The organism is Vibrio sp. 1078-1 (assembly GCF_033340475.1).
In genome coordinates, this window is the sequence record NZ_JAWOWM010000316.1 from 1 (window position 1) to 722 (window position 722).

Below are 722 nucleotides of genomic sequence, written 5' to 3' on the forward strand. Positions count from 1 at the left end.
TTGATGATAAGTTTACATCCAGGTTATATCAGGGAATGGATTTATGCGTATCAAACCTATCAGCTTGGCGGTCTTGCTCTCTTGCTCACTCATCTTGAATGTTCAGGCATCTCAAGAAGAGGTGCCTGCACTTAATTACTCTCAATCAGCACAGCTGATTCGCGACACATACGAACGTGAGTTATTCACGCTTCCTCCTTTTAAGGAAGGCCACTTTGGGCTGCGTATGTTCCGCCAAACCTTAGATGAAAAATACTACGCAACCATTTGGACAGACATGGCTCAAGTCGCAAGCCGATTGAATCGCTTCGCGAATGACGTCGTCAAACCAGAAGACATCATTTTATATTCCTCTGAGCGGCTGACTCGCTACCAAGAAAAAGAGGACGAGCGCAGCCAACGTCGTTATACCGTAACAAAACATCACCCTGAGTATTTGTATCTTGGCGTCGATTTACTGGGCGCGATGGCGAGAGCAGATGAGTACGGCTTAAAGCACCAACAAGATAAAACACTGCGAGAAATCATTCGTCGTTACGATTTTACTCGCTACGCCACCGATAAAGAGATGATTGAAGCATGGTCGGCGCAGTTGGCAAATCAGGTCTATTGGCTGCGTCAACTGGGTGAACAAGATGTGGTGAACGCGTTCATTGAAGCATTCCGAGCGACCTACCCCGACGACAATGATAAAAAGCTCTCTGCTCAGCAATACGGCAACA

The 722-nt window shown here is 46.7% G+C and carries 1 protein-coding gene; it reads left to right on the plus strand.

What is annotated here, in order from left to right:
- Nucleotides 1-43: 43 nt before the first annotated feature.
- A partial coding sequence (locus R7190_RS27305) for a DUF3541 domain-containing protein (RefSeq protein ID WP_318137860.1) occupies nucleotides 44-722 on the plus strand: 679 nt, incomplete at its 3' end.